The sequence below is a fragment of the Pseudonocardia sp. CA-142604 genome (assembly GCF_050948475.1).
GTDB lineage: Bacteria > Actinomycetota > Actinomycetes > Mycobacteriales > Pseudonocardiaceae > Pseudonocardia > Pseudonocardia alaniniphila.
Window position 1 is genome coordinate 4140477 of sequence record NZ_CP192045.1, and the last position, 23450, is coordinate 4163926.

Below are 23450 nucleotides of genomic sequence, written 5' to 3' on the forward strand. Positions count from 1 at the left end.
CTACTTGTAGACGAGAATCCGATCGCAGGTGCTCGTTCCACCGGTGTTGTTCGGCCCCCGCACAGCGCTATTGCTGTTCAAGACGTACCAGTCGTTGCCGCCGGCCTTCGTGACGACGATCATCTGGGTTGCCATGTCCTCGCCCGCCGGCTTCACGACCTCGTCGTGCAGGAGCTTGAAGAAATTCTCGTTGAAGCTCGTGGCGCGGAATCCTCGGAGGGCGTACGTCCCTCCGCCGAAAGCGACATCCAGGATCGTCGATCTCCACTGCTGTACGCCGCTCGTTATGGGCTTCAGCTGGTTGACCACGTTCTGCGGGATGCCGGCCATGTGAATATGCAGCTGGTCCTGTTTGCGAACAGGTTTAGGTGGATTTCCAGTCGTGTGTGCCGCGTTCACTCCCAGTGCGAGCTGGCCGGCAGGGAAGCTCACCGCTCCCGGGCCGGCTCCTGGCTGCGCGTAGTTCCAGGCGTCCTCCCAGTATTGTCTCCCGAGGTCGCTGAGGAGCAGTGGGCATTCTATTCCCTTGATGCGGGTGGTGGGAACCAGGAGGAAGTCATGCGTGGTCGAGCCGCCGCCGTGCAGCACGACATCACGCTTACCTCCGATCAGGCAATACTGCGGTGGCGTGGGTTTTTTGGGATTTTTATACGCATCCCCACATGCTTTGGCACGGTCCCAGAGGACGAACCTGCCTTTGGAGTCCGTGTCGGAGCCACACAGGTTGGGTTGAAGGGCTGTGGGCACCGCCGCACCGGCCGGCGTGCCGAAGCCGCCGAGAGCTATGGCAAGCCCGGCCGTGCCGGACAGTTTGAGGAATTGGCGTCGGCGCACGTCCTCGACGTTCTCGTCCACATGTCCTCCGATATGTCAGAGATCCACCGGCGATGGTCGACTCATCGGCCGCACGGCATCGCTGACTCGATCAATTGCCCTGAACCACCCGCCCCGACACGGGTTGTCGGCCGTCCCCTCACGGTACGTATATCAAAACCCGACCGCCGGCCGCATTGTTGATAACGGAGAGTAGCACGTGCCGAATGGTCGTCAAGCATCTGTGCTTTGCGGCGGCGACAGGGCGTTAATGAGATCGGCGTGATCTGCGCGCGAATGGGGCGAGCGTCGACCGGCGGTTATGGCTGCTGTTCTCGCACGACGCCGGCGATGACCGAGGTGACGACCTTGTCGACGGCGCCGGCTTCCGGCGGTGTGCCTTTCCGGTCGGCGAAGAGCAGGTGCCCGGCCCCGATCAGTGTGGGCGCGAGCGTGTCGACGTCGGCGGCCGCCGCGATACGGCCCAGTTCGCGCTCGGCTGCGAGATAGGAGGCGATCATGGCCGTGGCTTCGGTGAGCAGCGGGATGCCGGTCGGCGTGGTCCGGCGGAGCCGGGCGCGCAGATCGTCCCGGGAGATGATGAGCCCGACGATCGCCACGGCGACCGACCCGAACAGGTCGGTCAGGGCGCGGGCGACGTTGTCGGCGACGGTGCCTGTTCCGGCCGACGCCTGCAGGGCTGCGGCCTGACCGTCGATCCGGGCCATGCGGTTCAGCACGAGTTCGGCGAGGAACGCGTCGAAGTCGGCGAAGTGCCGATGCAGCACTCCCTTGGCGCAGCCGGCCTCCGTGGTGACTGCCCGGCTGGTCAGCGCGTTCGGCCCGTCCCGGAGCAACACGCGCTCGGCGGCGTCGAACAGCTGATCACGCGCGTCGTGGATGGCCACACCTGTCGGCACCGTGCGTCCTTCGTTCCCTCGTCGAGCCCGCCCCGTCGATGAGTGGGCATGTGCCCACTAGAGTGGGCACATGCCCACTCTACCTTCGGCGGGAACGCCCTCGTCCGGCGACGCGCCTCACCACCACCGACAGATGGCGGAGTCCTTCGGCGCGGACGCCGAGCGCTACGACCGGGCCAGGCCGCGCTACCCGCAAGCCATGGTCGACCGCATCGTCGCCACCAGTCCCGGCCGTGACGTTCTCGACGTCGGGTGTGGCACCGGCATCGCGGCCCGGCAGTTCCAAGCGGCCGGCTGCACGGTGCTGGGGGTCGACGTCGATGCGCGGATGGCCGAGTTCGCGCGTCGGCGGGGCCTCGACGTCGAGGTGGCGGCGTTCGAAGCCTGGGACCCGGCAGGCCGCGAGTTCGATGCGGTCGTCTCCGGGCAGACCTGGCACTGGGTGGACCCGGCTGCGGGAGCGGCCAAGGCGGCGCAGGCGCTGCGGCCCGGTGGCCGCCTGGCCGTGTTCTGGAACGCTGCCGAACCACCGCCCGAACTGGCGGAATCGTTCGTCGAGATTTATCTCCCAGTGTTGCCCGACTCGCCTGCCGCCCGCCGGCCGACGATGTCGGCCGTCGACGGGTACTCGGTGATGGGCGACATGGCGGCGGACGGTATCCGGGGGACGAGCGCGTTCGGCGAGCCCGAGCAGTGGCGATTCGACTGGGAGCAGACCTACACCCGGGACGAGTGGCTGGACCACGTGCCCACCACCGGCCTGCACACACGGCTCCCACCCGCCCAGCTCCAGGAGGTGCTGACGGGCACCGGCGCCGCCGTCGACGCATTCGGGGGCAGCTTCACGATGCGGTACACGGCGCTCGTGGTCACGGCGTTGCGAGTCGGCGCCTCCTGATCCTTTGCGACGGCTGCCGTCGATCTCGACTCTTGCGGGTTCGTACACACTGTGCGGACCTTCCCGAGAGGAGCCACTGCATGTCGTTCACCGAGGAAGAGATCGCCTACCTACGGTCGCAACCGCTCGCTCGGGTTTCCACGCTTTCCGCCGACGGGCAGCCCGACGTCGTCCCCCTCGCTTTCGAGTTCGACGGGGAGTTCTTCTGGGTGGGCGGATCCGGAGCGTCGGTCGAACGGACCCGGAAGTTCCGCAACGTCCGCGCGGGGAACCGGAAAGTCGCGCTGGTGGTCGACGACATGGTGTCCTTCGAACCGTTCATCGCGCGTGGGATACGGATCTACGGGCGAGCCGATCCCCCGGTGGAGCGGACCGGAATGGTCGGGCCGGGCCTCTACATCCGGATCAGTCCCACCGACTCGTGGAGCTGGAACATGGCGGGCGAGCCCGTCGGCGACACCTGGTACGAGGCGCGACACGCCGTCCATCGAGCATGACCCACTCTGGATGCATCACCGCTCCGGGGCGCCGGCCCGGCCGGCGCCCCGGGGCGGCGTGACACCTGTCAGCGGTCCAGCCAGGTCGTGGCGTAGAAGTGGGTGCGGTTCAGGTACCGCACCACGCCCTTGACCTCGGGCTTGGCGATGGTGGACAGGTAGCCCCGGCTGTACCAGGCGTCCACGAGGTCCTGGTTGGACAGGAGCTGTACCTGCTGATAGAGCCGAGTGCGCTCGGCCTCGTCGGTGGTCGTCGCCGCCTGGTCGAGCAGCGCGTCCATCTGCGGATTGGAGTAGCCGCCGTAGTTGGCGTTGCCGCCGGTGCGGAAGATGTTCGACGCGCTCGGGTACGGCGTGTCGACCGGGCCGCCGACGAAGCTGGCTAGGTCGAAGTCGCGGCTCTGCACGACAGTGCCGGCGAACTGCGCGAGGTCATAGAACTCCGGCTGCACGGTGATGCCGATCACGGCCATCTGGGCCTGCAGGAACTCCGCGAAGGCCACTCTGTTCGGTGCGTTCGACGTCTTCAGCGACACGGTCGTGTTGCCGCCCTCGGCCTTGTACTCCTCGACCAGCTGTTTCGCCCGCTCGATGTCGGTCGCCGGCCACGCCGCCGCGGCCTCCGGCGTCTGGTACTCGCTGTCCGACCCGAAGTACCCGTCGGCGCGGGTCATCCGGTTGCGGAACTGAGTGGCCGCAAGTGCGTCCAGGTCGATTCCGCGCACGACGGCCTCGCGCATCCGGTGGTCGTCGAACGGGGGTCGCGTGTGGTTGAAGTAGACCCACTCGGCGCCATGACCCGGCCCGTAGTAGACGGTCAGGTTCGGGTTGTCCAAGCCGCGCACCAACTCGGTGTGGTAGCCGCCGAAGATCAGGTCGACGTCGCCGTTCTCGATCGAGGCGTAGCGGGTCTCCGTGTCGGGCAACGGCCGGAACTCCAACGCGTCCAGGTACGGCATGCCCGCCTGCCAGTAGTTCGGATTGCGGTTCAGGACCATCCTCGAGTCCCGTGTCCACTCGCTGAGCACGAACGGGCCTGCTCCGACGGGGTGGCTGCCGATGTCGTCACCGTACTGCTGGAGCGCCGCCGGTGAGATGATCGCGCCGAGGCCGCCGTTGAAGCCCAGGGCGAATGCCGTGGGGAACTGACCGAACGGGCGCTTCAACGTGAACTCGGCGGTCAACGGGTCCACCGCCCGCATCGACGCGATCGGCTCGGTGTAGAGGTGACCGGGCGAGGAGACCTTGTCGACGTGCCGCTGCACGTTGACGATCACCGCGTTCGCGTCCAGCGGGGTGCCGTCGGAGAACATCACGCCGGGCCGCAGGGCGAGCCGCCAGGTCACCCCGTTGTCGGGTGACTCCATCGACTCGGCCATGTACGGCTCCGGCGTGCCGTCGGGCGTGAGCTTGAGCAGCGAGTCGTAGACAGCCATCGCCGCCTGGTTGGCGTTCTGCACTGTCGTGTCGAAGCTGACCACCTCGCGGTCGGTTCCCATCACGAGTGTCCCGCCGCGTTTGGGCTCGCCCTCGGTGGCGGGATTCCCTCCGTACGGATTCGTGGCCACGATGCGATCGCCCTGCTCGCTCGGGGCGACGCCGATGGCGCCGCACGCCGCGAGCAGGGCGAGACAGGCGACCGCAGCGGTCGCCGTGACCGAGGTGCGAATTCTCGTACCCATGTCAGCACAGCTCCTTTGCTGTGAGTGGGCGACCGGATCGGCCGCATCCGAAACGCGCCTATCTCGACGAATTCATCCGTCGAGCCGGAATGGTGGGGTGGAATGTGTCCCGATTCAGGTGCCGCAGCCCGCCCTTGATCTCCGGTCCGGCGATCGTCGGGAGCGAGTCGGGGACGGCGAATGCGGCCCGGGTGAAATTTCCGGACGGTCAGATCGACGCCGACGGTCTACCGGTCATCGCCGGGGTCGGGATCCCGCCGCATGCGGGCGTCTCGTCGGCCGCCAGGTGGGCGCAGAAGAGGTGGATCGCCGCCGGCGGCCCACCGCGCCGTATGGTGCGACGACATCGCCCTGAGGGCGATCCTCGCCGAAGCCATGGTTCGTGACGTGTGCGAGCAACAGAACCATCGTCGTCCACCTCGTTGTGTCGAACGCGGCATGCAGTTGGTTGGGGGAAGGCCCCGACGCGGCCGCCCCGGCGTCAGCCGGCGGTCACGATCCAGCTATCGGTGCGCGGGGCGCCGAACTCCGTCTCCTACACCGTCACGTCGTCGTCGGTGCCGAGATAGGGCCGCCTCGATCACGTCCGGCCCGGCCCACCTGCGGCCTACCCGCTCGCCTCCGAGTGTGAGCGGTATCGCAACCCACTGTGATTCGATCGGAGCATAACTCCGTCGGCTGATATTGGCAACGAAGTTGTCAACAATCGGCGGCTGTGCGGGCGAAAGGTGATCGGTCAATCACTGCATTGCGACCGAACCACGGAGAACCTCGACCGGTGATCGGTTCCCGGAGGTGCTGCCGGAACGGACCGAGATGCGGCGGCCGGCCGGTGATGATCACCGCGGGCCTCCCCGACGGGGCGGACATTGGCCGCTGGTCGGCGGTCAGACCGCCCCCGCCGGAGAGCAGGACCGTCCGTGAAACCGGCGTTCTACCGCATCGTGGTCGACAGCTCCGATCGTCTGCTGCCGGTCTGACGGCCCGGCGTCACTTCAGGTGCCGGGCGAAGAACCGGTTCCCGTCGTCCCCCTCGAACTGCGGGACGCCGGTGTGCCCGCCCATGTTGGCGTGCAGCGTCTTCTCCGTGGCGCCGAAAGCGTCGAACAGGTCCAGGGCCATCTGCCGGTCGTTTCCTTCGTCGTCCCACTGCAGCAGCACCTGCAGCGGAATGGTGACGTGGCGGGCGTCCTCGAACAGGACGCGGGGTACGAAACTCCCGGCGAACAGAAGGGCGGCCGAGACACGCGGCTCGACCACCGCCAGCCGGATGCCGATGGCGATCACCCCTCCCGCGTACCCGACCGGGCCGCTGATCTCGGGCAGCCGAAGGAGTGCGTCGAGGGCGTCCCGCCATTCCGGGACCGCCTTCTCGACCAGCGGCAGGACGAGCCGGTCGACGATCCCGTCGTCGACCGGCTCGCCGGCCTCCAGCGCCCGGCGCAGTTCGGCGCGGGCCTCCTTCGCAGCGGCGGAACCGGGCCGGTCACCGCTCCAGGGGAGCTCGATGGTGGCCGCGGCGAAGCCCTCCGCCGCGGAGTGCTGGGCCCGGGCAACCAGTCGGGGGTACATCTGGCGCAGTCCGCCGGGATGGCCCATCAGGATCAGCGGGGCCGGTGCGGATGCGGATCCGGGCGTCCACAGGATGCCGGGGATCTCGCCGAGGGTGAACCCGCGCTCGAGGACACCGTCGTCGAGGCGCTGTTCGGAAGTGAATCGCATGGTCGTGCCTTTCGGGAGTGCTCGTGAACGGCGCTCCCGGACGACCTATCGCCCGACCGTGACCCCGGACGGAAGCACCCATGTCGATACGTTCACGGGTACCACCTCCTCGATTTCTCGCACGGCCGCCCGAAAAGTAGCGGTGGTCGCCGTGGTCCGCCAACGGGTTTCGCGCAGGGCTCCGTGCCCGGAGGTCACTTCGGTCAGCGGCTGGCACCGGGACACTGCTCCCGCCCCTCCGGGCGCAGCTTCACACGACACGTCGAACTGCCGTTGCAGTACGACTCAGGGCGTGTGGTCGGCGAGGAACGCCTCGATGGCAGAGCGCGCCGCGGCGTGGTGCTCGGGTTCCTTCCACTGCTCGACGAGCTGCGTGTTCGGTGCGTGCGCTGCGAGGAACCGTGACGCACTGGCCGGGTGCGGCTCGTCGTTCCCCAGGAACGCCAGCATCGGTGTGGTGAGCCGGGGTACGACGTCGTCGGCGACGCTGTAGAGGGTGTTCGGCCCGTCGTAGAGGTTCGAGCGGAAGCCCTTCCAGTCATTGGCGTCGGCCTCGGGATGCTGATCGGAGAGGCGGGCGGCCCAGGCGTCGAACGTCCCGTGGAAGAGCTCCCGGTTGCCGTCGAGGCCGATCGTCTGCAGGACGACCGCGGCGCCGATGCGGTCCGGGACGGACTCGGCGAGCTGCACGATGAACGGGCCGCCGATGCACATGCCCAGGAGGTGGCACTTCTCGATGCCGAGTGCGTCGAGGAGCGCGAGGTGGTCCTCCATATAGGAGTGCCATCCGTCGGACGCGCGGACCGGAGCGGTGGATCCGCCGGCGTTGCGCTGATCCATCGCGATCACGCGGTAGTGCGGGGAGAGGTGCTCGATGGGGTTCCAGGGGGTGTGCTCCCAGAACCCGACGGACGACTGCTGGCCACCGGGTGCGAACAGCAGCACCGGGAATCCGGCGCCGTACTCGTCGTAGCGGATCTTGACGTCACCGTGCTCGAGAACGGGCATGCTCGAATCCCATCACGTCGGGGGCTGGTGCGGAGCTGTCGTCGCCGTGACCGTCGGTGCCGGCGCGCAGCCCGGCGACGATGCCGCGGTAGCCGTTCTGTAGCACTGCCACGTCAGAGGCGATGGCGATGATCCTGATGCCGGCCTCGATCCAGGGGCGGGCCTGCTCGACCGTGTCGAACAGCATCGCGACGTCCTTGCCGTGGCGGCGCGCCGCGTCGAGGAGCAGCGACCGGTGCTCGTTCAGCACGCGTGCCTCGTCGGGTGTGCCGCGCACGCCCAGCTCCTGTGCGAGGTCGGCAGGCCCGAGGGTCACCGCGTCGATCCCGGGGGTCGCCACGATCTCGTCGAGGTGCCGGAACGCCTCGCGCGACTCGAGCATCACGGTGATGTGCACCTGTGCGTTCAGCTCGTCGAGCCCGGCCTCCGCGCGGTAGTCGTTGTGCGGGCCGTTGACCGCCATCCCGCGTAGCCCGAGCGGCGCGTAGTAGGCGGCCTCAACAACCGAACGCGCGATCTCCGGGGTGTCGACCTGTGGGACGTGCAGGCCCACGACACCGACGTCGAGCAGCCGGGTGACCCACTCGCGATCGGCCGCAGGCGGGCGCACGACCAGCGGGAAGCCGAGCGCGCGTGCCAGCACCGCCATGTCCGCGATCGTCTCGATGGACGGGGAAGAGTGCTCCATGTCCACCCGCGCGAAGTCCAGGCCGGTGCTCTTGAGCAGGGTCAGCACGGCGGGGTTGCGGACCAGGTTGATCCACGTGCCGATCTGCGCCCGGCCGGAGTCGCCGATCCCCTTGAGCGGGTTTCCCCTGGTCAACTCGACTCCTTCGCATTCGGCGGGCCGGCCTTCACCAGTTTCTGCAGTGCCCGGAGCGGCTGCGGGCGGGGCCGGTCGGAACCGAAGACGTTCGGCCAGCCGGTGTGGGACACCTCGCCCACGTAGATGTCGCCGTGGGAGTCGACGCAGAGCCCGTGCGGTGAGACGAACTGACCTGCGCCCGTACCGGGGGTGGGCTCCCGGCCGAGCCGCGCACGCAGTTCCCCGCCGGGGGTGAAGATGCTGACCCGTGGGCCGAGATTGGGCGCACCGCGCTGGAAGTCGAGCGGGGTGCCGATCTCGCCGACGTAGCAGAGCGGGTCGGGGCCGCCGGTCAGGTGGAAGGCGCTCGGGCGGTGGACCGCATGCCACTGCGTCTCGAACCGGCCGTCGCCGTCGAAGATCTGGATGCGGTGGTTCTCGCGGTCGGCGACGTAGACCCAGCCGTCGGCGTCGCAGGCGATGTTGTGCGGGAGGCTGAACTCGCCCTCGCCGACGCCGGACGCGCCCCACGAGAAGAGATGTGTCCCGTCGGGCGCGTACTTGTGGATCCGCGCGTTGCCATAGCCGTCGGAGACGTAGATGTCGCCGTCCGGCGAGAGGGCCGTGTGCGTGCAGCGGTGGAACGGCTCGCCGCTCATGAACGGCGCCGGACGCCCCGCGACCCCGATCTCGAGCAGGACCTGCCCCTCGGGCGTGCACGTGCGGACGGTGTGGTCGCCCTCGTCGGTCAGGTAGAGGTTGCCGTCGGGACCCCGATGGATGCCGTGGGCCCGGGTGAAGATCTCCTCGCCCCACGAGCCGAGGAAACGGCCGTGGCGGTCGAGCACGATCACCGGGTGCGCGCCGCGGTTGAAGACGAACACGCGGTCCTGGTCGTCGACCGCGACCCCGGCGACGTCGATCAGCTCCCAGCCATCGGGCAGATCGCCCCACTGCCCGTCGTGTGCGCAGTACGTGTACTCGCCCGAGCCGAGCACGACGCTCACGCACGACCTCCTCGCCGCGTGCCCGACGCTGGCGGCGGGCCGACAGGAATCGTGCCACGCGTGATCTCTCGGCGTCCATGCGTCGGTGGGCTAAGGTTCATCGAATTGCCTGTCTATTCACAATATGAATTCCCGCTCGCGAGCTCGGTGCCCTCGCAGGGCCGGCCGGGCAGTGGCGGGAAGCCGGATCCGGGAGTGTGGCTGTGGAACTGGGATTGGCCGGCAAGGTCGCTGTCATCACCGGCGGCACGGCGGGTATCGGGCTCGCGACCGCGAGGTTGTTGCTCGCGGAGGGCAGCAGCGTCGTGGTGTGTGGCCGCGACAAGGAGCGTCTCGCCGATGCGGTGGCATCGCTCGACAACGAGCGGTGCCTGGGCGTCCCGTGCGACGCCACGGATCCGGACGAGCTCGTGCGGCTGCACGGTGCCGCGGTCGATCGGTTCGGCGGGATCGACATCCTGGTGAACAACGCGGGGACCTCGGCGAGGGGGCACGCGGCCGAGGTCGACGACGCGGCGTGGCAGGACGACCTGGACCTGAAGCTGATGGCCCACATTCGGATGGCGCGCCTGGTGGTGCCGACGATGCGGGCACGGGGCGGGGGCGCGGTGGTGAGCGTTCTGGCGATCGCCGGACGGCAACCGTCAGCCGGGTCGTCCCCGACGTCGGTGTCGCGGGCGGCCGGGCTCGCCTACGCGAAGGCGTTGTCCCGCGATGTCGCGTCGGATCGGATCCGGGTGAACGTGGTCTGCATCGGCGTGGTGGAGAGCCTCCAGAACGATCGCCGGTGGCGTGCGGCCGACGACGGGCGCACGCGGGAGGAGTTCTACGCGGACCTCGCCCGCGACTTCCGGGTGCCGTTGGGACGCACCGGTCAGGCGGAGGAGGCGGCTGCGGCGATCGCGTTCCTCGCGTCGGACGCGGCCGGGTACATCACCGGTTCGGCGCTGAATGTGGACGGCGGGGCGTCGCACGTCATGTGACGTGCGGACGGGTCAGCCCCAGGGCGAGTCGTACTTCTTCGCCAGCCGGTCCGCGGCCTCCGGGGGCAACAGCTGGAACGGGCGGGAGCCGAGCTGCAGGAGCAAGGAGCATGTGTGCTCCAGCTCGACGACCGCTTCCAGTGCCTCCTGCACGGTGCGCCCGGCCGTGATCGCGCCGTGGTTCTGCAGCAGCGCTGCCCGGAAACGTGAACGGGATGCCTGGATGGCATCGGCCTGCGCCGGATCGCCGGGATCGGCGTAGGGGATCAGGGGCGTCTGGCCGACGCGCATGACGAAATACGGTGTGAGCGGCGGGATCGCGCTGCGTTCCGACCACGGGTCGAGACACGAACACGCAGAGGCGCCGATGGAGTGCACGTGTACGACGGCTCGCAACGTCTCGTCGCGACGGTAGAAGGCGCGGTGGAACGGATATTCCTTCGACGGCGCGGGTCCTGAAAGCAGCGTCGCGTCGAAATCGAGTACCGAGAGCCGATCGGGGTCGAGCGACCCGAGATCAGAGCCTGTCGGCGAGATGATGATGCGGTCGGCGTGCCGGACACTGAGGTTGCCTGACGAGCCTGGGCTCATGCCGGCCGCCGCGAGCTGCGCCGCGGCGGCCACGAGTTCCTTTCTGAGCATCGATTCCGTCTCCACGGATGTCCGAGAACCGTTGTCGCTCATGTGCCCGTGCCCCGTTCCAGTTCGCGCCATGCCGCGGTGAACATGTCGACCTCGCCGAAATTGCCCGACTTCAACGCGACGTTCAGCAGGGTGCCCGTCGCCGTCGTGGCTTCGCTCCATGCGACTCCGGGGGCGATCGCGGGGCCGATCCGCAGCTGGGCCACACCGAGTTCGGCCATGACCCGTCCCGAGCTCTCGCCACCGGCCACGATCAGCTGTGCCGCGCCGAGCGTCACGAGACGCTCGGCGACGGCACCGAAGGTCCGTTCCACGAGATCGGCCGCGTCGGGCGTGTCGTGGTCGATGTCGTCGAGGGAATCCGCTGAGTAGACGAGCGGGATGGCCGTGGGGTCGTCGGCCCAGCGAGCCGCGGCCCAGCGAGCGATCTCCTCGACGGCGTCCTCGAGACCCTGTGAGAGCCGGTCCACGTCGAGTTTCCACCACGGCAGCCGTGTGCGAGCGAAGGCGACCTGTTCGCGGGTGCGCTGGGAGGCGCTGCCCGAGAGCACCGCGCGACGGCCCTCGACCCCGCGAATCCGCCTGGCGTCGGACGTTGCGCGCTGGGGCATTCCCAATGCGAGGCCTGACCCTCCGGTCACCACCCGTAGTGCTCCCGCGGCCGCCATGATCGTCTCGAGATCCTCGTTCTCGATCGCGTCGACCACCAGGGACACCGGCCCGTCGCCGCGCTCCGCCTCCAGGCTCCGGGCGAGCTCGGCACGACCCGCGCGCACGGTCGGCAGCGTCACGAGGTCCACGTGTCCCTTGGTCTGCGGAGTGAGCAGGCGCGGCACCGACGAGTCGAGCATCGGGGTCAGTGGATGGTTGCGCATCGGGCTCTCGTCCAGCGGATCGTCGCCGACGAACAGATGTCCGCGGTACACGGTGCGCGCGGCGTCGGGGAAGCTCGGCACCACGATCGTGCGGGTCTCGCCGGTGCGCGCGAGCACGGCATCGATGATCGGCCCGATGTTTCCCTCGGGCGTCGAGTCGAAGGTGGAGCAGTACTTCAGATAGATCCGCTCCGAGCCCACGGACTCCAGGTAGTCGAGCGCGGCCAGGCTCTGCGCCACGGCGACGTCGATCGGTGCGGTGCGCGACTTGAGCGCGACCACGATCGCGTCGATGTCGTCGACCTCCGTGGGCAGCCGCCCTGGCCCGAGTGGCGCGCCCGAGTCGGAGAACGGCTGCAGCAGCACGACCGTGCGCAGGCCACGGGACACCAGGTTGGTGGCGAGATCGGTCGCTCCCGTCACGTCGTCGGCTATGCAGCCCCACTGCGGCACGTCCACCCCTCTCGACGCAGACGCTGTCCGAATCATGTGAATTGCCGTGATCGCGTCTGTGAAGAAACGTTATCAGAGTTGACGCTCTTGTGAATACGGAGCTAACGTCCCAGGTGACGACGCGATGACGTCGCCCCGTGACGCCCCGAAGGAGTGGACCGAATGTCGAGCGACCCCGTAGCCAGTGAGTCCGGCGCCGACATCCGAACGGTGGCAGTCGTCGGATCGGGATACATGGGCGGCGGAATCGCTCAGGTGCTCGCCTTGTCCGGCCGGGACGTCGTCCTGAGCGACGTCGATGCGGCCAAGGCGGAGGCCGCACGTGTCCGGCTCCTCGACGAGGCCCGGCGCTTCGTGAAGACGGATCTGTTCGACCCCGGCTCGGTGGAGATCCTCGAACAGCGGCTGCGTGCCGCCGACAGCATCGAGTCCGCCGTGGCAGACGTCGACTACGTCACGGAGGCCGTCTTCGAAGACCGACAGGTCAAGGCCGACGCGCTGCGGCGGATCTCCCGGGCCGCCCGCGCCGACACCGTGATCGGCACGAACACGTCGGCCATCCCGATCGGTGAGCTCGCCGAGTCCGTCGAGCGTCCCGAACGCTTCCTCGGCGTGCACTGGATGAACCCGGCGCCGTTCGTGCCGGCCATCGAGCTCATCGCGACCCCGCGGACATCCGAGGACGCGATCGCCCGTGTCGAGGCGATGGTCACCGAGGCAGGCAAAGTTCCGGCCCGGATCGCCGACAGCCCCGGCTTCGTCGCGAACCGGCTCCAGTTCGCGCTGTACAAGGAAGCCGTGCGGATGGTGGACGAGGGGTTGGCCACCCCGTCACAGATCGACACCGTCGTGAGCAACGCCTTCGGGTTCCGGCTCGCGCTCTTCGGTCCCTTCGCGATCGGGGACATGGCCGGGCTCGATGTCTACGCCGCCTCCTACGAGAGCCTGGCCGCCGAGTACGGCGACCGGCTGGCTGCGCCGGAGCGGCTGCGCAAGACGGTCGAGGAGGGCAACTTCGGGATCAAGAGCGGCCGCGGGTTCCTCGACATCCCCAGCAAGGACGTTCCGGCGCTGCTCGCCTACCGGGACGCCGCCTATCGGCGGCTCAGTGTCCTGCGCCGGGAGCTCGGCGCCGCCCCCGGCCTCGATGCCGCCGCCCAGGCGGAGAAAGAATCCGGGCAGTGATCGAGAAGGACACGAATCTCATTCCCGACCAGCGCCGCGAGAAGCTCATGCGGTTGCTGCGCAGGGACACCGTCCTCAGCGTCGCTCAGCTCACCGAGCTGCTCGGCGTCTCCCACATGACCGTGCGCCGCGACATCGTCGTGCTCGAGCGGGAGGGTCGGGCCTACTCGGTGCCCGGCGGCGTGCGCCACGCGAGCTCCATGCGCGAGGAGCCGACGTTCGCCACGAAAGCGGGCACCGAGCGCCTCGAGAAGGTCGCCATCGCGCAGCGGGCGGAAAGCCTGTTGCACGACGACATGACGATCTACCTCGACGCGGGCACGACCACCGGCGCGCTGACCCCGGCCATCCGCGAACGCCGCGGAATCACGGTGATCACGAACGACTGCGTCATCGTGGACGACCTGACCGGATCCACGAACGTGGACGTGATCCACGTCGGCGGACGCCTCGACCACACCAATCGATCCACGGTCGGGCGGCTGGCGGCCCAGACGCTCCGGCAACTGAACAGCGACCTCGCGTTCATCAGCACCAGCTCCTGGGATCTGAGCCGAGGGGTCACCACGCCTGCCGAAGCCAAGGTCGAGGTCAAGCTCGCGGCCCTGGACGGTGCCTCCGAGTCGGTGCTCCTGGCGACGAGCACGAAGTTCGGGACCTTCGGCATGTACGACGTCGTGCCGCTACGCCGTTTCGATCGCATCATCACCGACGACAGGCTGCAGGCAGCGGCCGCCGACGGAATCCGCGATCTCGGTGTCGAACTCGACCTCGCGCACGCCGCCACCACCGACGATGCGCCCGGAATCGCGGTCGCACAGGCTGGTGAATCCCTCCGTCTCTGACGGTCACGCGATAGAACTGGTGGTTCTCACAAGTGCACATGGGCACTCGAAGTGGAGTCCGTACCCAGGCTTCCGGTATCCGCGTTTCCGGCCTTCGCTGGTGGATGTTCGGGTTCTTCGTCCTCGTCATGATCATCAACTACATCGACCGTGCGTCGTTGTCGATCGCCATGCCGTTGATCAGCAAGGACCTGCATCTCGACGCGGCGATCACGGGGGTCATCCTCAGTTCGTTCGGCTGGACCTACGCCGTGATGCAGCTACCCGGCGGCTGGCTGGTGGACAAGCTGAAGCCGCGCAAGGTCGTGACCGGGAGCCTGCTCGGTTGGGGCGTCATCGAGGGACTGACCGGACTCGCGAACGGTGTGGCCTCGCTGATCGGCATGCGGATGCTCCTCGGCGTCTTCGAAGGCCCGGTGCAGAACGGCGCCAACGCGTCGCTGACGCGCTGGCTGCGTAAGAGCGAGCACGCCCGCGGGAGCACGCTCGTCGACGGCGGCGGCCCGCTGGGCACGGCGTTCGGCGGGCTGCTGGTCACGGGTCTGATCGTCTGGCTGGGCACGTGGCGGCTGGCGTTCGCCGGCGTCGGCCTGATCACGGTGCTGATCGGCGTAGCCGCCTGGTTCTTCATGCGGGACAACCCGGCCACCCATCCCATGATCACGCGTGAGGAGGCGGACTATCTCGCGAAGGGCGAGGCCGAGGAAGGTCGAGAGCCCGAAGCGCGGGGGTCGGCCCTGCGGTACTTCCGGTTCCGTAGTGCCTGGCTGCTGCTCATCGCGTTCTTCGGCTACGACGCGGTGGTCTACGGCCTGCTGACGTGGGCACCGTCCTACGTGAGCGAGGTGCAGCACGTCTCGTTCGGCATCACCGGGCTCTGGACGTTCGTCATCTTCGGCGCGGGCTTCGTCGGCGAACTGATCGCGGGCCAGGTGGCGGACCGGTGGATCCGCTCGGGCGCGTCCCCCAACCTCGTGCTCCGCACCCTGCTCGGTCTCGCCGGCCTCGGGGTCGCCGTCGCGATCATCCTCGTCAACACGGTGTCGACACCCGCGGCGGCGATCCTTCTGATCAGCCTGGCGAACTTCTTCCTTCGCTGGGGCGGGCTGTACTGGTCCGTTCCCGCACGGCTCGCGTCGTCGCAGCACGTCGGCCGGCTCTCCGGGGCCATGAACTTCTCGGGCAACGTGGCCGGGATCCTCGCCCCGATCCTGGTCGGCGTGATCGTCCAGGTGTCCGGCAGCTTCGTCGGGGTCTTCATCATGTTCGCCATCGCAGGCTTGCTGATGGCGGTCCCGTCGGTGGCCATCGACTACTCGCGCAAGCTCTGAGATCGGCCGCGCGCGATTCGGTCCCCGTGACCGTCAATGCGGTGGATCGGCGGCGACCTCGTCGGCGGTGAGCCCACGGTCGATGCCGTGTGGGGTGACCTGCTGACCGGGTTCGAGCTCGAGCACTGTGCCGTCGAGGAGAACGGTGATCTTGTCCGGCTCGAACGAGACCAGGTCACGCACCCGTGCGACCTCGGACCACGCGTCGCGGTACGACCACGCGGCACGCTTGGCGTCGCCGATGTCGTAGTAGTCGGCCAGTCCCTTGTACGGGCAGAAGGTCTGGCCCTCGACGGGGGTCAAGGCCGTCTCGTCGATGTCGGCCCGCGGGACGTACCAGCGTGGGGCGAACCCGGACTCGTAGAGGACCACGGGTTCCGTCGTGTCGGCGATCGGGCGGTCACCCAGGCACACGACCAGATGGCGTGACGTGCGGCGGATGTCGATGCGGTGGTAGGCGTCCGCGGCGTGACCGAGGATGCGCTCGTCCTCCTCGTAGAAGGCGTCCATCGCCCGCCAGGCGAATGCGACTCGCCCCTCGAACTCGCGCGCGTGTTCCGGCAGGCCGATGTGCTGCCACGCCCCACGCTGCGCCGTCTTTCCGGCGGTGTGCACCGCGAACCAGGACGTCGGCCCGAGATCGCGATGGTCGGTGACGGTTTCCAGTCGTTTCAGCACCTCGGGCGCGATGTCGCCGAGCGGGAAGTAGGCGACGGGGTAGCGGCCGGGTTCGTGCAGCAGTACGACGTCCTCGCTGTCGGCGATCCACTCACCTCCGAGCCGCACCCGCATCCGCCGCCGCAACGGCTCGGCGAACAGCAGTCGGTCGGGGAGTGGGTCGGGGACGAGGAAGCGCCCGACCCTTCCCGGCGAGAGCGGTCCTTGCTGCCACGACAGGCCCATTGAGAAGGTCCTCCGATCGGTTCCGGATCAGGTGAGCACCTCGCCGCCGTCGACGGCGAGCGTCACACCGGTGAGGAAGGTGTTGGTGAGTGCGAACAGCACGGCGGAGGCGATGTCGTCGGCCGTGCCGATGCGTCGTGCCGGATTGCGGACGCTCATGTCCGCGAACATCTCGGTCTTGCGCTGCTCGCCGTGTGCGTCCCATGCGCCGGTGTCGACCACGCCGGGAGAGATCGCGTTGACCCTGATGGGCGCCAGTTCGAGCGCGAGCGAGCGGGTCAGCGTGTCGGCGGCGCCGTTGGTGATCGCGACGGCGAGGGTGCCGACGGCGATCTTGAAGGCCGCCACCCCTGAGAACAGCACGAACGAGCCGCCGTCGTTGATCCGCGGTGCAAGGTGCTTGGCCAGCATGAGCGGACCGATGACCTTGGTGTCGAAGGACGCCCGGACCGCCTCCCGGTCGAGCTCCGCGAGGCGGCCGCGGGCGCGGGCCGATGCGGTGGACACGACGTGGTCGAGAGTCCCCAGCCGTTCTCCGAGCGAGATGATCGAGCGCTCGTCCGTGAGATCGACGGTGTCGACGGTGATGCCGGGCTCGTCGGCGTAGGCGGCGGCGAGGGCATCGGGGCGCCGTCCGGCCGCCACGACACGAGCGCCGGCGTCACGCGCGGTGAGTGCGACAGCGCGAGCAAGGCCGCCGCCGCGTCCCACGACCAGAACGGTTTGGTCCTTCAGCGGTTCGGACATGATGCTGTGGGTCCTTTCGAGGGGCGCCTGAGCTGTCAGGACGTGATCGCGGCCGCGGTGCGGCCGAGGAACCCGCGGATGTACCTGCTCGCCGTGTCGAAGGCGCTCTCGAGCAGGAAGTGGCCGCCCTCGATGAGACGGATCTCGGCATCGGGGAGATCCTTGGCGAAGGCCTTCGCCCCGTCCGGTCCGAAGATCTCGTCGCCGTCGCCCCAGATCGCGAGCAGCGGAACCTGGCTCGTGCGGAAGTACTCCTGCACGGCGGGGTAGAGGGGCGGGTTCGTCGCGTAGTCCCGGAACAGGGCCAGCTGGATCTGGTCGTTCCCGGGTCGGGCGACGCCGGCGTGGTCGATCAGCCAGGTATCCGGGTCGACGAGGTCGGGCTCCGGCACGCCGGTGAGGTACTGCCAGCGGATGGCGTCGACGGAGAGTGCGCCACGAACGGCAGGCTCGGTGGCCGGGCCGGGATCCTCGGCGTAGGCCCACACCGCCGCCCAGAAGTCCGGGACGAAGCCCTCGTCGTAGGCGTTGCCGTTCTGGCTGATGATCGCCGTGACGGCAGTGGGCCGGCGCAGTGCGAGCCGCCAGCCGATAGGCGCGCCGTAGTCCTGCACGTACATCGCAAACTGATCGATCCCGAGCTGGTCGAGCAGGCCCTGCGTGACGTCGGTCAGCGCGTCGAAGGTGTAGGTGAACTCGTCGGTTCCGGGCGTTGCCGAGTGTCCGAAGCCGAGGTGGTCGGGCGCGACGACGTGGTAACGGTCGGCGAGCGCGGGGACCAGGCGGCGGAACATGCGCGAGCTGGTGGGAAATCCGTGCAGGAGCAGGACCACGGGCGCGCCGGCGGGACCGGCCTCGCGGTAGAAGACCCGGTGCCCGTTCACGGTGGCGGTGCGGTGGTGCACGTCAGACATGACTAACTACCCATCATCGTTTGAATGGTTAGGCGGACGCCATCAGACATGCCCGTCCCTAACTTGTCAAGAGCCTTTGTGTGGTTATGATCATCGCGTGCTTCATCCGATGAACCCGGGCGACGAGCAGCTACTGCTCGACCTCCTGAACAGCACGCCGGTGGTTGAGCGCGAAAGCCGAGACCTGCTTGCCGCCGACGACGAGGCGCAACACTGGGCTCTCGCCAGGGGTGGCAGCGGTTCGCGGGCGGAGATCGGCCACCTGCGCCGGGTTCGCGACCGGCTGCAGGCTGTGGTGAGGGGTCGGGAGCCGGTGGCGGTGCTCGCGCCGTCGCTTCGCGGCGTCCGGCTTCGCCCCGACCTGACGGGCGACGGGGTGAGCTGGCGGCTCGACGTGGACGACGATCGACGCCTCGCCACGCGTGCGCTGCTCACCTGGGGTCACCTGCAGGAACGGATGTCCGGTCGCCTCCGGCCGTGCGCCAACCCCGAATGCCGGCTGTTCCTTCTCGACCGCAGTCACGGCAACTCCGCTCGCTGGTGCTCGATGAAGGTCTGCGGCAATCGCCTGAAGGTTCGTCGTCACTACCGGCGGAGCCAGGCGGCCGGCTGACCAGGCCGCGCGCCGTCAGGCACCGATCTCGCACTTGTGATCGGTGACCACCGAGCAAGGAAGGCCGCGGCGGCGTAGATCGGCGACGAACCGCTGCGCCAGCGAGTCAGCGGGATTGCCGATCTGCACGGTCACGTCGCGGCGCACCTCGGGATCCAGGTGGCGGACGATTCGTGCCGTCTGGCTCATCAGGGCGGAGATCGGCACGATCGCCACCCCCACCCCTGAAGCGGCGAGTTGGGCCGCAGTCCGGGGGCTTCGGGTGCGCAGCACCGGCATCGTGCTCAGCTGATGCTGCGCCGCGAACTCGTCCAACCAGCTCGACAGTCCGTTGGCCGGGTCGTAATGGACGAACGGCTCGTCGGCGAGTTCGATCACCGACACGGACGACTTCGCGGCGAACCGGTGGCCGCAGGCAGCCACCACGACCATCGGCTCCTGGCCGAGCAGCTCGATGCGAGCCGCTGTGGTCGTGGGTCGTGGCCCGACACCGATGTCCGACTCGCCGGCAGCGATGTGCTCGGTCATCCGGTCTGCGCTCGTGAACTCGGCGAGGTCGAGGCGCACCTCGGGTCTTCGCCGGCTCCAGTCCTTGAGGACGGGCGCCAGTAGCCAGACCGTCATCGTCTCGCTGCACGCGATGCGGAGTCTGCCGGCGCGGCCCCCGCCGACCTGCCGGCCCGTCTCGATCGCGCGAGCGGCGGCTTGCAGTGCGGTGCGGGCCTCGTTGGCCGCGGCCCGGCCTGCCGCCGTGGGGCGGACGCCGCGGGGCAGTCTCTCGACCACCTGGGTTCCCAGTTCGCGCTCCAGGCCGGCGATCTGATGCGAGACCGCCGACTGCGACATGTGCAGCATGGCCGCGGCCTCGGTGACCGATTCCGAGTCGATCAATGCCACGAGGCATTGGAGCGCGCGCAGCGTCGTCATGAGATCGACCTGAGGTGCGGGGCGGTTCCTTGAACACGTCCGTCCTGCGATGCACGGTGGTGCCAGATTCCGGCGAGGAGGCGCACCAGCCGCAACGCCGGCGCCCTGAGGCGGGCGGTTGCCCCTCGTCCGCCTCGAAACGAGCTGAGCGGTGTGGCAGGCAGGTAGGTGGCCGGAAGCGGGCCGAAGCCCGGCGTGACGGTGAGCGCCTGTCCACGTACCTGCGCGGCGGTGACGATGGGTCCGAGTGCTGGACTCGGGGCGGTCGAAGCGGACTCTCCGACCTGCTCCGGCCCGCGATCGGGTGTCGTTCCGGCTGGGCGCTGTGGCATCGCGGTCTTCCTTCCCGTGGTCACGCCCGGCGGTCCAGCTAACCACTCAAGCTACGTATGGCGGTTAGCAAAGCCTAGGATCGGCGGATGTAACCTGTCAAGCATCGTTGGATGGTTAGCGTGGAAGGGGTTGTGAGGCCGGCTACGGGATGTGGCCGGATGCCTCCGTGGGCACGGGTCTGCCAGGCGGTGAAGGTGGGCCTGGTCGGTGCGATGAGGGCGGCGGTTCGGCGATTTGCCCGGAATTGCTGATATACATGCGACTCTTTCTATTCCGAGCGGCGCGGTTCGAATTACGATTACCACAGTGCGGCGTGGGCGAACGTGCGACTTGTCGAAGGGTGCCTGCGATATTTCGAATGGCTCTCGACGGGCGCTGACCCCGTTCGCATGTGGGATTTCGATGGCGATCGGCGAACCTACTCATGCGTTAGGCTGGCCCGGTCCGCTGCCGCCGGCCCCTGGAGGAAGATCATGCGTGCCATCGTTCTCGAGAAGTTCGGTGGTCTCGACAGTCTTGTCTACAAGGACATCCCTGAGCCCGAGCCCAGGGCAGGCGAAGTCGTCATCGACATCAAGGCCTTCGGTTTGAATCATGCCGAAATACACATGCGGCGGGGCGAGTGGGCCGAGGCTGCGGAGGTGAGCGGCATCGAATGTGTCGGCACCGTGAAGTCGTGTCCAGGCGGTGAGTTTCCCGTCGGCGCCAAGGTTGCCGCTCTCATGGGCGGTCTCGGACGTACCCGCAACGGAAGCTATGCCGAGTTCACCCGTGCACCGGTCTCCAATGTCGCGCTGATCGACGCCGAGCTGTCGTGGGCCGAGCTGGCAGCCATTCCCGAGACGTATGCCACCGCCTGGACCTGCCTGTTCCGCAATCTGGAGATCCAGTCCGGCCAGTTGCTGGTCATCCGCGGCGGGACGTCCTCCTTCGGGCAGGCGGCGATCAAGATGGCTGTCAATGCAGGGTCGCGTGTCGTCGCGACGACGCGCAACCGGAATCGATTCGCCATGCTGGAGGCGTTGGGTGTCGAGCGGTGCGAGGTGGAGGCGCTCGACCTCTCCGAGCGGATCGCCGAGGCCAAGCAGATCGACGCGGTGCTCGACCTCGTCGGCAACAGCGTGATCATCGATTCGCTCGCCATGCTGCGCCGAGGCGGGCGGGCCTGCCTGGCCGGGTGGCTCGGCGGCCTCGACCCCATCGCCGACTTCAACCCGCTCCTGCAGATGGCCAGCGGGGTCTACCTGACCTTCTTCGGCAGCTTCGTCTTCGGGACGCCCGGCTTTCCGCTGTGGGACGTCCCTCTGCAGGACATCGCGCGGGATGTGGCGTCCGGGAAGCTCGACGCCAGGCCCGCCCGCATATTCGGGTTCGAGGAGATCCGCGAGGCACATCGCGTGATGGAGGCCAACGAAGCCGGCGGAAAGATGGTGGTTGTCCGGGGCTGACGTCCGGTGCAGGATAACCGTTGCGCCGAGGCTGTCCAGACCATCGAACGCAGGTGGAGAAAAAGGACGGAATGAGCAATACGCAGGAGAAGAAGGTTGCGGTCATCACCGGCGCTTCGCAGGGCATCGGCGCAGGCCTGGTCGCCGCGTATCGCAAGATCGGCTTCGCCGTGGTCGCCGTGTCACGCAGCATCGGCCCGTGCGACGACGCCGACGTTCTCACGGTGCAGGCCGACGTCGCCGACCCCGGCGCGGATCGCGTCATCACCGCAGGCATAGAGCGCTTCGGCCGTGTCGACACCCTGGTCAACAACGCCGGGATCTTCGTCCCCAAGCCTTTCACCGACTACACGGAAGACGATTTTCAGTCCGTCGTCGGCGTGAACCTGGCGGGCTTGTTCCGCATCACCAAGGCCGCGATCCCGCACATGCTCGGCCTGGGCGGCGGCCATGTCGTCAACATCACCACCAGTTTGGTCGATCACGCCAACTCCGATATCCCCTCGGTGCTGGCATCGCTGACCAAGGGTGGTGTGCAGTCCGCCACCAAGTCGTTGGCCATCGAGTACGCCACCCGCGGCATCCGCGTCAACGCCGTCTCTCCGGGCATCATCAAGACGCCCATGCACCCCGAGGCACACCACGAGATGCTGGCGGGCCACCACCCCGTCGGTCGGATGGGCGAGGTGAGCGACATCGTCGACGCGGTGATCTTCCTGGAGAACGCCCCGTTCGTAACCGGCGAGATCCTCCACGTAGACGGCGGCCAGAGCGCGGGTCACTGAGTGACGGCACACATCCCGTGGCCCCGGTGCACACGGCCGGACATGTGTGCGGCGGCCCCCTCGTGTGTGCGGTGACCTAGCTGCGAGTGCGGGAGAATGGCAGGCCGTTCACGACGATTCCGACCGCGAGGAGAACACCGTGGAGCTCTTTCCCGATCTTCCGTTCGCCTCCTGGGTGGACACCCGCGCGACATTGCACCGCTACGCCCAGATCGTCGGCAAGGTCAGATTGGCGGCCAGCCCCCGCCGCAACCACTGGTGGAGCGTTCCGTTCCATGTCACCGGCCGTGGTATCACGACTCGCCCGATGACCGACGGGTCGACGATCTTCACCATCGACTTCGACTTCCTCGACCACCGGTTGGACATCACCGCGCTGAGCGGCCGGCGGTACTCGTTCCCCCTTTCCGGGCAGTCGGTCGCAGATTTCTACGATCAGGTGCGCAGGGGGTTGTCCGCTGTCGGGGCCGACGTCACGATCGCGCTGCCGTGGCCGTTCGACCTGTCCGACTCCGGCAGGCCGTTCGCCGAGGACACCGAACACGCGACCTACGACGCCGCTGCGGTGAGCCGCTACTGGCGTGTTCTCAGCCAGGTGAACCTGCTGCTGGAGGAGTTCGCGGCCGGCTATTCGGGCAAGACCAGCCCTGTTCACCACTTCTGGCACACATTCGACATCGCCGTCACGCGGTTCGGCGATGCATTCGTCGATCAACCTCCGTCCACGGATCCGGTCACCCGCGAGGCCTACTCCCGGGACGTGACCAGCTTCGGCTTCTGGTTCGGCGAGGACGCCTTCCCCGAGGCCGCGTTCTACTCCTACACGTCCCCTGAGCCTGCCGGGCTGGCGGACGAGCCGCTGCACCCCTCGACGGCCGCGTGGATCGAGCGGGGCAGCAGCCACCTCGCGGTTCTGCGCTACGACGACGCTCGCGCGGCGCCGGATCCCCGGGCAGTGGTGCTCGAGTTCTACGACAGCGCCTACCGGGCCGGCGCGACGCGGGCCGGGTGGGACATCGACAAATGGACGTCCCCTGGTGGGGTCACTGACCCCGTCATCACGGCTGAACAACACAGCGTGCGACAGGCGTGATGCACCACTGGCCATAGGCAC

The 23450-nt window shown here is 68.3% G+C and carries 23 protein-coding genes; 10 read left to right on the forward strand and 13 right to left on the reverse strand.

All coding sequences use genetic code 11. The annotated features are described in order from the left end of the window. Complete coding sequence (locus ACQPZQ_RS18865) at window positions 1-855, reverse strand: CDP-diacylglycerol diphosphatase (protein WP_433297536.1); 855 nt, start codon at window positions 853-855, stop codon at window positions 1-3. Between the two features lie 278 nt (window positions 856-1133). Beyond that, complete coding sequence (locus ACQPZQ_RS18870; protein WP_433297538.1) at window positions 1134-1733, reverse strand: TetR/AcrR family transcriptional regulator; 600 nt, start codon at window positions 1731-1733, stop codon at window positions 1134-1136. 133 nt (window positions 1734-1866) lie between these two features. Between ACQPZQ_RS18870 and ACQPZQ_RS18875 the strand changes: the two genes are divergently transcribed. After that, entirely contained in the window at window positions 1867-2631 is a 765-nt protein-coding gene (locus ACQPZQ_RS18875) for a class I SAM-dependent methyltransferase (RefSeq protein ID WP_433299285.1), read from the forward strand. An 80-nt stretch (window positions 2632-2711) separates the two neighbouring features. Beyond that, entirely contained in the window at window positions 2712-3128 is a 417-nt protein-coding gene (locus ACQPZQ_RS18880; RefSeq protein WP_433297541.1) for a PPOX class F420-dependent oxidoreductase, read from the forward strand. Between the two features lie 68 nt (window positions 3129-3196). On the opposite strand, the gene ACQPZQ_RS18885 is transcribed toward ACQPZQ_RS18880, so the two are convergent. The 5 genes from ACQPZQ_RS18885 to ACQPZQ_RS18905 all read right to left on the reverse strand — a co-directional run bounded on the left by ACQPZQ_RS18885 (window position 3197) and on the right by ACQPZQ_RS18905 (window position 9352). After that, window positions 3197-4810 carry an ABC transporter substrate-binding protein gene (locus ACQPZQ_RS18885; protein WP_433297543.1) on the reverse strand — a complete coding sequence of 538 codons (1614 nt, stop codon included), beginning with the start codon at window positions 4808-4810 and terminating at the stop codon, window positions 3197-3199. A 990-nt stretch (window positions 4811-5800) separates the two neighbouring features. Next, window positions 5801-6532 carry an alpha/beta hydrolase gene (locus ACQPZQ_RS18890; RefSeq protein ID WP_433297545.1) on the reverse strand — a complete coding sequence of 244 codons (732 nt, stop codon included), beginning with the start codon at window positions 6530-6532 and terminating at the stop codon, window positions 5801-5803. Window positions 6533-6817: 285 nt separating this feature from the next. Beyond that, window positions 6818-7540, reverse strand: a complete 723-nt coding sequence (locus ACQPZQ_RS18895; protein ID WP_433297547.1) for an alpha/beta fold hydrolase — start codon at window positions 7538-7540, stop codon at window positions 6818-6820. After that, the gene (locus tag ACQPZQ_RS18900) at window positions 7518-8363 is read right to left on the reverse strand and encodes an HpcH/HpaI aldolase family protein (RefSeq protein ID WP_433297549.1); all 846 of its coding nucleotides are present in this window, start codon (window positions 8361-8363) and stop codon (window positions 7518-7520) included. The genes ACQPZQ_RS18895 and ACQPZQ_RS18900 overlap by 23 nt, the downstream gene beginning before the upstream one ends. After that, on the reverse strand, window positions 8360-9352 hold the full coding sequence (locus tag ACQPZQ_RS18905; protein ID WP_433297551.1) for a peptidyl-alpha-hydroxyglycine alpha-amidating lyase family protein: 993 nt from the start codon (window positions 9350-9352) through the stop codon (window positions 8360-8362). The genes ACQPZQ_RS18900 and ACQPZQ_RS18905 overlap by 4 nt, the downstream gene beginning before the upstream one ends. 203 nt (window positions 9353-9555) lie before the next feature. On the opposite strand from ACQPZQ_RS18905, the gene ACQPZQ_RS18910 reads away from it, so the two are divergent. Beyond that, window positions 9556-10335 (forward strand): SDR family oxidoreductase, encoded by a 780-nt coding sequence (locus tag ACQPZQ_RS18910; RefSeq protein ID WP_433297553.1) that lies wholly within the window; start codon window positions 9556-9558, stop codon window positions 10333-10335. A 12-nt stretch (window positions 10336-10347) separates the two neighbouring features. On the opposite strand, the gene ACQPZQ_RS18915 is transcribed toward ACQPZQ_RS18910, so the two are convergent. Both ACQPZQ_RS18915 and otnK read right to left on the reverse strand, forming a co-directional pair. Then, window positions 10348-10977 carry a class II aldolase/adducin family protein gene (locus ACQPZQ_RS18915; RefSeq protein WP_433297555.1) on the reverse strand — a complete coding sequence of 210 codons (630 nt, stop codon included), beginning with the start codon at window positions 10975-10977 and terminating at the stop codon, window positions 10348-10350. A 38-nt stretch (window positions 10978-11015) separates the two neighbouring features. After that, complete coding sequence (gene otnK / locus ACQPZQ_RS18920) at window positions 11016-12341, reverse strand: 3-oxo-tetronate kinase (protein WP_433297557.1); 1326 nt, start codon at window positions 12339-12341, stop codon at window positions 11016-11018. Window positions 12342-12467: 126 nt separating this feature from the next. Between otnK and ACQPZQ_RS18925 the strand changes: the two genes are divergently transcribed. Genes ACQPZQ_RS18925 through ACQPZQ_RS18935 form a run of 3 tightly spaced genes read left to right on the forward strand, consistent with a single transcriptional unit; the run spans window position 12468 to window position 15666 of the window. Continuing rightward, a complete protein-coding gene (locus tag ACQPZQ_RS18925; RefSeq protein WP_433297559.1) occupies window positions 12468-13490 on the forward strand; it encodes a 3-hydroxyacyl-CoA dehydrogenase family protein in 1023 nt (340 codons plus the stop codon). Next, complete coding sequence (locus tag ACQPZQ_RS18930) at window positions 13487-14335, forward strand: DeoR/GlpR family DNA-binding transcription regulator (RefSeq protein ID WP_433297561.1); 849 nt, start codon at window positions 13487-13489, stop codon at window positions 14333-14335. The genes ACQPZQ_RS18925 and ACQPZQ_RS18930 overlap by 4 nt, the downstream gene beginning before the upstream one ends. 38 nt (window positions 14336-14373) lie before the next feature. Beyond that, complete coding sequence (locus ACQPZQ_RS18935) at window positions 14374-15666, forward strand: MFS transporter (RefSeq protein ID WP_433297563.1); 1293 nt, start codon at window positions 14374-14376, stop codon at window positions 15664-15666. 33 nt (window positions 15667-15699) lie between these two features. Here the strand turns inward: ACQPZQ_RS18935 and ACQPZQ_RS18940 are convergent, their stop codons facing one another. The 3 genes from ACQPZQ_RS18940 to ACQPZQ_RS18950 are packed head-to-tail and all read right to left on the reverse strand — an operon-like array spanning window position 15700 to window position 18230. After that, window positions 15700-16569 (reverse strand): DUF427 domain-containing protein, encoded by an 870-nt coding sequence (locus ACQPZQ_RS18940; RefSeq protein ID WP_433297565.1) that lies wholly within the window; start codon window positions 16567-16569, stop codon window positions 15700-15702. A gap of 27 nt (window positions 16570-16596) precedes the next feature. After that, window positions 16597-17316, reverse strand: a complete 720-nt coding sequence (locus ACQPZQ_RS18945; protein WP_433297567.1) for an SDR family oxidoreductase — start codon at window positions 17314-17316, stop codon at window positions 16597-16599. Between the two features lie 35 nt (window positions 17317-17351). Next, window positions 17352-18230, reverse strand: a complete 879-nt coding sequence (locus ACQPZQ_RS18950) for an alpha/beta fold hydrolase (RefSeq protein WP_433297569.1) — start codon at window positions 18228-18230, stop codon at window positions 17352-17354. Window positions 18231-18327: 97 nt separating this feature from the next. Between ACQPZQ_RS18950 and ACQPZQ_RS18955 the strand changes: the two genes are divergently transcribed. Next, window positions 18328-18843: a CGNR zinc finger domain-containing protein gene (locus ACQPZQ_RS18955; RefSeq protein ID WP_433297571.1), complete on the forward strand. Its 516-nt coding sequence runs from the start codon at window positions 18328-18330 to the stop codon at window positions 18841-18843. A gap of 15 nt (window positions 18844-18858) precedes the next feature. On the opposite strand, the gene ACQPZQ_RS18960 is transcribed toward ACQPZQ_RS18955, so the two are convergent. Continuing rightward, window positions 18859-19770, reverse strand: a complete 912-nt coding sequence (locus ACQPZQ_RS18960) for a LysR family transcriptional regulator (protein ID WP_433297573.1) — start codon at window positions 19768-19770, stop codon at window positions 18859-18861. Between the two features lie 722 nt (window positions 19771-20492). Here ACQPZQ_RS18960 and ACQPZQ_RS18965 point away from each other — a divergent pair. From ACQPZQ_RS18965 to ACQPZQ_RS18975, 3 genes are all read left to right on the forward strand, one after another. Continuing rightward, the gene (locus ACQPZQ_RS18965) at window positions 20493-21551 is read left to right on the forward strand and encodes a zinc-binding alcohol dehydrogenase family protein (RefSeq protein ID WP_433297575.1); all 1059 of its coding nucleotides are present in this window, start codon (window positions 20493-20495) and stop codon (window positions 21549-21551) included. Between the two features lie 20 nt (window positions 21552-21571). Beyond that, window positions 21572-22336: an SDR family NAD(P)-dependent oxidoreductase gene (locus ACQPZQ_RS18970; RefSeq protein WP_433297578.1), complete on the forward strand. Its 765-nt coding sequence runs from the start codon at window positions 21572-21574 to the stop codon at window positions 22334-22336. A 139-nt stretch (window positions 22337-22475) separates the two neighbouring features. Next, entirely contained in the window at window positions 22476-23429 is a 954-nt protein-coding gene (locus ACQPZQ_RS18975; RefSeq protein ID WP_433297580.1) for a DUF5996 family protein, read from the forward strand. Window positions 23430-23450 lie beyond the last annotated feature (21 nt).

Excerpts from the sequence above, each read along its gene's own strand:
- ACQPZQ_RS18875 (WP_433299285.1), top strand. The coding sequence starts at position 1,867 with ATGGCGGAGTCCTTCGGCGCGGACGCCGAGCGCTACGACCGGGCCAGG.
- ACQPZQ_RS18880 (WP_433297541.1), top strand. The coding sequence starts at position 2,712 with ATGTCGTTCACCGAGGAAGAGATCGCCTACCTACGGTCGCAACCGCTC.
- ACQPZQ_RS18885 (WP_433297543.1), bottom strand. The coding sequence starts at position 4,810 with ATGGGTACGAGAATTCGCACCTCGGTCACGGCGACCGCTGCGGTCGCC.
- ACQPZQ_RS18890 (WP_433297545.1), bottom strand. The coding sequence starts at position 6,532 with ATGCGATTCACTTCCGAACAGCGCCTCGACGACGGTGTCCTCGAGCGC.
- ACQPZQ_RS18895 (WP_433297547.1), bottom strand. The coding sequence starts at position 7,540 with ATGCCCGTTCTCGAGCACGGTGACGTCAAGATCCGCTACGACGAGTAC.
- ACQPZQ_RS18915 (WP_433297555.1), bottom strand. The coding sequence starts at position 10,977 with ATGCTCAGAAAGGAACTCGTGGCCGCCGCGGCGCAGCTCGCGGCGGCC.
- otnK (WP_433297557.1), bottom strand. The coding sequence starts at position 12,341 with ATGATTCGGACAGCGTCTGCGTCGAGAGGGGTGGACGTGCCGCAGTGG.
- ACQPZQ_RS18925 (WP_433297559.1), top strand. The coding sequence starts at position 12,468 with ATGTCGAGCGACCCCGTAGCCAGTGAGTCCGGCGCCGACATCCGAACG.
- ACQPZQ_RS18935 (WP_433297563.1), top strand. The coding sequence starts at position 14,374 with ATGGGCACTCGAAGTGGAGTCCGTACCCAGGCTTCCGGTATCCGCGTT.
- ACQPZQ_RS18940 (WP_433297565.1), bottom strand. The coding sequence starts at position 16,569 with ATGGGCCTGTCGTGGCAGCAAGGACCGCTCTCGCCGGGAAGGGTCGGG.
- ACQPZQ_RS18945 (WP_433297567.1), bottom strand. The coding sequence starts at position 17,316 with ATGTCCGAACCGCTGAAGGACCAAACCGTTCTGGTCGTGGGACGCGGC.
- ACQPZQ_RS18950 (WP_433297569.1), bottom strand. The coding sequence starts at position 18,230 with ATGTCTGACGTGCACCACCGCACCGCCACCGTGAACGGGCACCGGGTC.
- ACQPZQ_RS18960 (WP_433297573.1), bottom strand. The coding sequence starts at position 19,770 with ATGACGACGCTGCGCGCGCTCCAATGCCTCGTGGCATTGATCGACTCG.
- ACQPZQ_RS18965 (WP_433297575.1), top strand. The coding sequence starts at position 20,493 with ATGTGGGATTTCGATGGCGATCGGCGAACCTACTCATGCGTTAGGCTG.